8 protein-coding genes are annotated in these 6,919 nt (G+C 71.0%); 4 read left to right on the forward strand and 4 right to left on the reverse strand.

From position 1 onward, the window contains the following. Together ABZT04_RS45715 and ABZT04_RS45720 are read left to right on the forward strand one after the other, a co-directional pair. Positions 1-381: DUF6153 family protein (locus tag ABZT04_RS45715; protein ID WP_356066599.1), on the forward strand; the 381-nt coding region annotated here is incomplete at its 5' end. 68 nt (positions 382-449) lie between these two features. Further along, entirely contained in the window at positions 450-1,043 is a 594-nt protein-coding gene (locus tag ABZT04_RS45720; protein ID WP_356066601.1) for a DUF305 domain-containing protein, read from the forward strand. Between the two features lie 166 nt (positions 1,044-1,209). On the opposite strand, the gene ABZT04_RS45725 is transcribed toward ABZT04_RS45720, so the two are convergent. Then, a complete protein-coding gene (locus ABZT04_RS45725; protein WP_356066604.1) occupies positions 1,210-2,142 on the reverse strand; it encodes a DUF5954 family protein in 933 nt (310 codons plus the stop codon). Positions 2,143-2,279: 137 nt separating this feature from the next. On the opposite strand from ABZT04_RS45725, the gene ABZT04_RS45730 reads away from it, so the two are divergent. Both ABZT04_RS45730 and ABZT04_RS45735 read left to right on the forward strand, forming a co-directional pair. Further along, on the forward strand, positions 2,280-2,942 hold the full coding sequence (locus ABZT04_RS45730; RefSeq protein WP_356066607.1) for an NUDIX domain-containing protein: 663 nt from the start codon (positions 2,280-2,282) through the stop codon (positions 2,940-2,942). 103 nt (positions 2,943-3,045) lie between these two features. Further along, the gene (locus ABZT04_RS45735) at positions 3,046-4,032 is read left to right on the forward strand and encodes an aldo/keto reductase (RefSeq protein ID WP_356066608.1); all 987 of its coding nucleotides are present in this window, start codon (positions 3,046-3,048) and stop codon (positions 4,030-4,032) included. A gap of 9 nt (positions 4,033-4,041) precedes the next feature. Here ABZT04_RS45735 and ABZT04_RS45740 read toward each other — a convergent pair whose 3' ends face one another. From ABZT04_RS45740 to ABZT04_RS45750, 3 genes are all read right to left on the reverse strand, one after another. Continuing rightward, on the reverse strand, positions 4,042-4,803 hold the full coding sequence (locus ABZT04_RS45740; protein WP_356066610.1) for a GntR family transcriptional regulator: 762 nt from the start codon (positions 4,801-4,803) through the stop codon (positions 4,042-4,044). 37 nt (positions 4,804-4,840) lie between these two features. Beyond that, positions 4,841-6,334 (reverse strand): CoA-acylating methylmalonate-semialdehyde dehydrogenase, encoded by a 1,494-nt coding sequence (locus ABZT04_RS45745; RefSeq protein WP_356066612.1) that lies wholly within the window; start codon positions 6,332-6,334, stop codon positions 4,841-4,843. Between the two features lie 29 nt (positions 6,335-6,363). Continuing rightward, positions 6,364-6,919, reverse strand: a 556-nt coding sequence (locus ABZT04_RS45750) for a thiamine pyrophosphate-dependent enzyme (RefSeq protein WP_356066613.1), incomplete at its 5' end; no start/stop codon positions are given.

Here is a 6,919-nt window from a genome sequence, read left to right on the forward strand (position 1 = left end):
CCTCGGGTGCGGCGCTGCGGAATGCTCGTGGCCACGCTGCTTCTGGGCCTGCTGGGCATGCACGGACTCGGGCCCGTTCCCCTGGCCCACCCCGCGCCGGAGCGCGCGGTGACGGCCATGACCGCGGCCATGGGTGAGAAGGCGTCGACGCCGGACGCCTGCGATCACGGCGCGGGCGACTGCGGCAGCCACCTGGCCCACGCGGACGCGACCTGCGCCTCCGCCTCCGTCGCCGGTGCTCCGGCCGTGGTTCCGACGCTGCGGCCCGATGTGGCCGCCTGGGCCCAACTGCCGGACGCCCGCGGGTCCCTGACCGGTGGCGGCCCGGACGGCGGGCGGGCCCCGCCCTCCCTCTCCGAACTCCAACTCCTGCGGATCTAGAGCGGCCCGCGCGCCCACCCGCGCGCTTCGGCATGCCCTGCACAGACAACCGTTCCAGGAGTATCACCATGACCGCACAACGCGGGTTCGTCCGTCGTACCGTCGCTCTCACCGTCACCGCCTCGGTGGCCGCCCTCACGCTCGCCGCCTGTGGCGACGACGGCAAGGCAAGTGGCAAGAGCGGGACCGGCGGGCACAACGCCGCCGACGTCTCCTTCTCGAAGGAGATGATCCAGCACCACCGGCAGGCCGTGGAGATGGCCTCACTCGCCGCCGACCGTGCCTCCTCGAACCGGGTCAAGAGCCTCGCCACGAAGATCAGGGGCGCACAGGACCCCGAGATCACGACCATGTCCGGCTGGCTCACGTCGTGGGGCGAGAAGGTGCCCCAGGACATGACCGGCATGGGCCACGACATGTCGTCCTCGACGCCCGGCATGATGACGGGCGCCGACATGGGCAAGCTGGAGAAGGCCTCCGGCGCCGCGTTCGACACCATGTTCCTCAACATGATGGTCGAACACCACGAGGGCGCCGTGGACATGGCCAAGACCGAGAAGGCGGACGGCGGTTACCGCCCCGCCACCGAACTCGCGACCGACGTGATCACGGCGCAGAGTGCCGAGATCGAGCAGATGAACAAGATGCTCGGCAAGGACTGACACCACCGGCGGACAGGGTGGGGCCGGCCGCGTGCCGCGCGGCCGGCCCCACCCCCGGGCTCACGAACCCTCGCGGTCTCCCGCCGTCGGCGCTGCTCCTCGAACAGACGCAGGAACTCCTTCGCCTGCTCCTCCGCCACCCGCCGCTGCTCGGCCTCCCCCTCGCTCACCACCGGTCCTCGTCGAACAGCCCCTCCGCACGCAGCTGTTCCTCCTGGACGGCGGTCGGCCGCTCCGGGTCGTGGTCGGAGGGGCGCGGGCCCTCGGGACCGTCGGGGCCGATCCGGACGAGCCGTTCGACCCGTACGATCCGCGTCCGGCACCCGTCGATCACGATCTCGTCGCAGCGTTCGGCGTCGATCCGGTCGGCCGCCCGCGCGTACTCGGCCCGCGTCTCCTCGTCGAGCTGCTCCATGGCCGGCGCCATCACCCGCAGATAGGTGGTGAGCGTGTCACGCGCCCCCTGCGGACTCGGGTTCGTCATCTGCGTCGGTTGCCAGCCGCCGTCCGCGAACTCCGCCGCCGTGAACTCGGCGGGCAGCAGCACACCTCCCGGATGCGTCTTCAGGGCGCGCACCGAGTCCTCGCGTACGGGGGCCGGAGCCGTGCCCGGGGCGAGAACCAGCGACAGCAGTTCCATCCGCAGGATGCCCTCGGACATGCCCGTCGCGGTGAACGGGCCGATCACGAACCCCGTGGTGCGGCCGGTGAGTTCGTGGCCGTGTCCGACCTTCGCCGGGTCGGGGTCGGACGGCCGGGGCGGCTCCGGTCCCGTCGGTCCCATCCGGATGAACCAGTCGGCCCGCACGACCCGGAACCGGCGGCCGAGCACCGTCAGCTCGTCCACCTTCTCCCGGTCCAGCCGCTCCGCTCCCCGAAGCCACTCCTGCTGAGCGGCCGTGTCGCCCGCGTCGACGGCGTCCCGCGCGCGCCGGCGGAAGGTCATCGCCAGGGTGTCGCGAGAGCCCTGCGGGGCCATGTTGCCGAACCGGGAGAGGACCAGCCAGCCGCCGGAATCCAGCTCCTCGGCCACGCCGAACACCGGACCGCCGCCGGCCAGGACGTTCGGGTAGGCCTCGCGGGCCTGCCACGCCTCCACGTAGGCGACGAATCAACGCAACCGGCACATCGGTTGGGCTTGCGGCTCACCGGTTTCGGGCACACGTTCCACACCCGGGGGTGATAGACGTCGGGCATGAACAATGCGACCATCTCCTCCCCTCCGGCCGGTATCCGATGACCGCGGGCGCCGACACCCCCGACAGCCGCGGCCGCACCGGCCTGCACCGCACCGGCCTCGACCTGACCGGCAATCCCCGGGTCAAGGTCCGCGACGTGAAACTGCTCTCCAGCCACTGGTACGTCGAGCGCACCACGACCTTCGACTTCCGGCACGCCGACGGCACCTGGACCACACAGGAGCGCGAGACCCACGACCGCGGCAACGGCGCCACCCTGCTCCTCTACGACGCCGCGCGCGAAACGGTCCTGCTCACCCGCCAGTTCCGCTTCCCCGTGTACGTCAACGGCCACCCCGACGGCATGCTCGTCGAGACCCCCGGCGGACTCCTCGATGACGAGGACGAGCACCCGGAGGAGGCCGTACGGCGTGAGGTGGTGGAGGAGACCGGGCACACCGTGGGCGCGGTGGAGCATGTCTTCGACGTCTATATGAGCCCCGGCTCGGTCACCGAGCGCATCGGCTTCTACGCCGCCGCCTACGGCCCCTCGACCCGCACCCACGAAGGCGGGGGTCTCCAGGAGGAGGGCGAGGACATCGAGATCCTCGAACTGCCCTTCCGCAGAGCCCTGGAGATGATCCGGACCGGGGAGATCGCCGATGCCAAGACGATCATGCTGCTGCAATGGGCGGCGCTGGACGGCCCGTTCGCCAAGTAGCCGCCCGGGGCCCGTACTTGCCGGGGCCTTGACTTGAAGTGCGCTCCAAACGCAAGACTCCCGTTCGTGCCCGGAGAACCGGGTGCGAACGGGAGGGATCATCATGAAGTACCGCACCATCGGCACCGATCCGGCCCACCGCCGCGAGGTGAGCGTGCTCGCGCTGGGCGCGATGCTGTTCGGCTCCCGCACCGACGAGGCGACCTCCTTCGCCGTACTCGACCGCTATGTCGAGGCCGGCGGGAACTTCATCGACACGTCCGACAACTACGCCTTCTGGCACGACGGCGGCCAGGGCGGCCAGAGCGAGGAACTGCTCGGGCGATGGCGGCGCAGCCGCGGTATAGGCGACGAGATCGTGATCGCGACCAAGCTCGGCGCCCGCCCCCTGGCACCCGGCACCAGCTACCTCGACAACCCGGAGGGCCTGTCCGCGAAGGTCATCCGTGAGTCGGCCGAACGCAGCCGCGAACGCCTCGGCGTGGCCAAACTCGACCTGCTCTACGCGCACATCGAGGACCACACGGTCCAACTCCGGGAAACCGTCGAGGGGTTCGCCGAGTTGGTCGCCGAGGGCACGGTCGGTCTCCTCGGCGTCAGCAACCACGCCGCATGGCGGGTGGAACGGGCCCGCGCCCTCGCCGCCGCGGCCGGTCTGCCGGGCTACGAGGTCCTCCAGTACCAGCACAGCTATCTGCGCCCCCGCACGGACCTGCCGCACGAGCTGTTCCCCGACGGCAGCCTCGGCGCGGCCACCCCGGACCTGCTCGGCTATCTGCGCGCCGAACCGGACCTGACCCTGGTCGCCTACTCACCCCTGCTGGCCGGCGCCTACGTACGCGACGACAAGCCCCTCGGCGCCGAGTACGACCACCCGGGCACCCCGCCCCGGCTCGCCGCTCTGCGCGAGGTCGCGAAGGAGACCGGCGCGAGCGTCAACCAGGTCGTGCTGGCCTGGCAGTTGGGCGGCCCGCTGCCGATCGTCCCGCTCGCGGGGGCGTCGTCCGTGGCCCAGTTGGAGGAGAACCTGGCGGCCGTCGACCTGGAACTGACGGTCGAGCAGCGGGAACGGCTGGACTCGGCCGGGTGAGGAGCCCGCTCAGGCCCTGACCAGCAACTGGAAGTCGAACGCGTAGCGCGAGGCCCGGTACATGTGCGAGCCGTACTCGACCGCCCGTCCCGTGTCGTCGTACGCCGTGCGCTGCATGGTGAGCAGGGCCGCCCCCTCCTTCTCGTCGAGGCGGGTGGCCTCCTCGGGGGTGGCCGAGCGGGCCCCTATCGTCTGGCGGGCGCTGTGCAGGGTGATGCCGGCGGTGCGCAGCATCCGGTACAGGCCCGTCGACTCCAGTTGGACGGTGTCGAGTTGGAGCAGGTTCGCCGGGAGGTGGTTGCAGAGGAACGCCACCGGCTGGCCGTGCGTGCAGCGCAGCCGTTCCAGGAGCGTGACCTCGCTGCCCTCCGGGACACCGAGGGCGGCCGCGACATCCGCGGGCGCGGGCACGACCTCGTTGCGCACCACCCGCGTGGTCGGCCCCTGTCCGGCCGACTCCAGGTCGTCGTAGAGGCTGCTGAGTTCCAGCGGTCTCTTGACCTGGCTGTGCACGACCTGCGTGCCGACCCCCCGCCGCCGGACCAACAGCCCCTTGTCGACAAGGGATTGGATGGCCTGGCGGACGGTGGGGCGGGACAGGCCGAGGCGTACGGAGAGGTCGATCTCGTTGCCCAGGAGGTTGCCCGGAGCGAGGGTCCCGTGCTCGATCGCCCCCTCCAACTGCTGCGCGAGCTGGTAGTACAGCGGCACCGGACTGTTGCGGTCCAGGGCGAACTGCAGGGCGCCGAGCGCGGAGACGCTTCCGGCCACGGGGCACCTCCTATCGGGTTCGGGCGATGACGGTGTGTCAGGAGTTGCTGGGGAACCCGAGGTTGATCCCGCCGTCGGCAGGGTCGGGCCAGCGGGTGGTGATCACCTTGCCCTGGGTGTAGAAGGCGACGCCGTCGTTGCCGTAGATGTGGAGGTCCCCGAAGAGGGAGTCCTTCCAGCCGCCGAAGGAGTGGTAGCCGACGGGCACCGGGATCGGCACGTTCACGCCGACCATGCCCGCCTTGACCTCCATCTGGAAGCGGCGGGCCGCGCCGCCGTCCCGGGTGAAGATCGCGGTGCCGTTGCCCCAACGGGAGCTGTTGATCAGCGTGATGGCCTCGTCGTAGGACTCCGCGCGGACGACGACCAGCACCGGGCCGAAGATCTCGTCCTTGTACGCGTCCGCCGTCAGCGGCACCTTGTCCAGGAGCGATACGCCGAGGAAGAAGCCGTCCTCGTGGCCCTCTACCGAGAAGCCGGTGCCGTCGACGACGACCTCGGCCCCCTGCGCGGCGGCCGAGGCGACGTAGGACGCCACCTTGTCGCGGTGCTCGCGGGTGATGAGCGGGCCCATCTCGCTCGCCGGGTCGTTGCCCGGACCGATGCGCAGCTTGCCGGCGCGCTCGGAGATCTTGGTGACCAGCTCGTCGCCGGTGTCACCGACCGCGACCACGACCGACACGGCCATGCAGCGCTCGCCGGCCGAGCCGTAGGCCGCGTTGATCGCCTGGTCGGCCGCGAAGTCCAGGTCCGCGTCCGGCAGCACGAGCATGTGGTTCTTGGCGCCGCCGAGGGCCTGCACGCGCTTGCCGTGCTCGACCGCCTTGAGCTGGATGTACTTGGCGATCGGCGTGGAGCCGACGAAGGAGACGGCCTCGATGTCCGGGTGCTCCAGGATGCGGTCGACGGCCACCTTGTCGCCCTGGACGACGTTCAGCACGCCCTGGGGGAGACCCGCCTCGAAGGCGAGTTCGGCCAGCCGGTAGGAGGCGGAGGGGTCCTTCTCGGAGGGCTTGAGGACGAAGGTGTTGCCGGTCGCGATGGCGAGGGGGAACATCCACATCGGCACCATGGCCGGGAAGTTGAACGGCGTGATGCCCGCGACGACACCGAGCGGCTGGCGGATCGAGGCGACGTCCACCCGGGTCGAGACCTGCGTGGACAGCTCGCCCTTGAGCTGCACGCTGATCCCGCAGGCCAGTTCGACGATCTCCATGCCGCGCGCGACCTCGCCGAGCGCGTCCGAGTGCACCTTGCCGTGCTCGGCGGTGATCAGCTCCGCGATCTCGTCGCGGTGCGCGTCCAGCAGCTCGCGGTACTTGAACAGGATCGCGGTGCGCTTGGCGAGCGAGGAGGCGCCCCAGCTCTCGAAGGCGGCCTTCGCGGAGGCGACGGCGGCGTCCACCTCGTCGACGGTCGCGAAGCCGACCTGCTTCTCCTGAGCGCCGGTCGCCGGGTTGTACACGGGGCCGAAGCGGCCCGAGGTGCTCTCGACGGGCTTGCCGTCGATCCAGTGGGTGATCGTCTTCATGGTGCGAGTGCCTTTCGGGGGTGGGGAGTTCAGAGGTGGCGGCGGCGGTCGACGACCTGGCGGTCGTACTCCTCGCGGGCCTGTACGGCGGACTCGCGCGAGGCGGTCTCGGCGACCGGTACGTCCCACCAGGCCTCGGCCGGGGGAGCGGTCGGGGTGGCGGTGTCCGTCTCGACGTAGACGCAGGTCGGCCGGTCGGAGGCGCGGGCCGTCGCCAGGGCCTCGCGCAGTTCGCGGACGGTCTTGGCGCGCAGGACGTCCATGCCGAGGCTGGCCGCGTTGGCGGCGAGGTCGACCGGGAGCGGGGCGCCGGAGAAGGTGCCGTCGGCGGCCCGGTAGCGGTAGGCGGTGCCGAAGCGCTCGCCGCCGACCGACTCGGAGAGGCCGCCGATGGAGGCGTAGCCGTGGTTCTGGATCAGGACCAGATTGACCGGCAGGCCCTCCTGGACCGCGGTGACGATCTCGGTCGGCATCATCAGGTAGGTGCCGTCGCCGACCAGCGACCACACCGGGGTGTCGGGGGCGGCCTGCTGGACACCGATGCCGGCCGGGATCTCGTAGCCCATGCAGGAGTAGCCGTACTCC

Origin of the sequence: Streptomyces sp. NPDC005492 (assembly GCF_040605995.1) — a bacterium.
Taxonomy (GTDB): domain Bacteria; phylum Actinomycetota; class Actinomycetes; order Streptomycetales; family Streptomycetaceae; genus Streptomyces.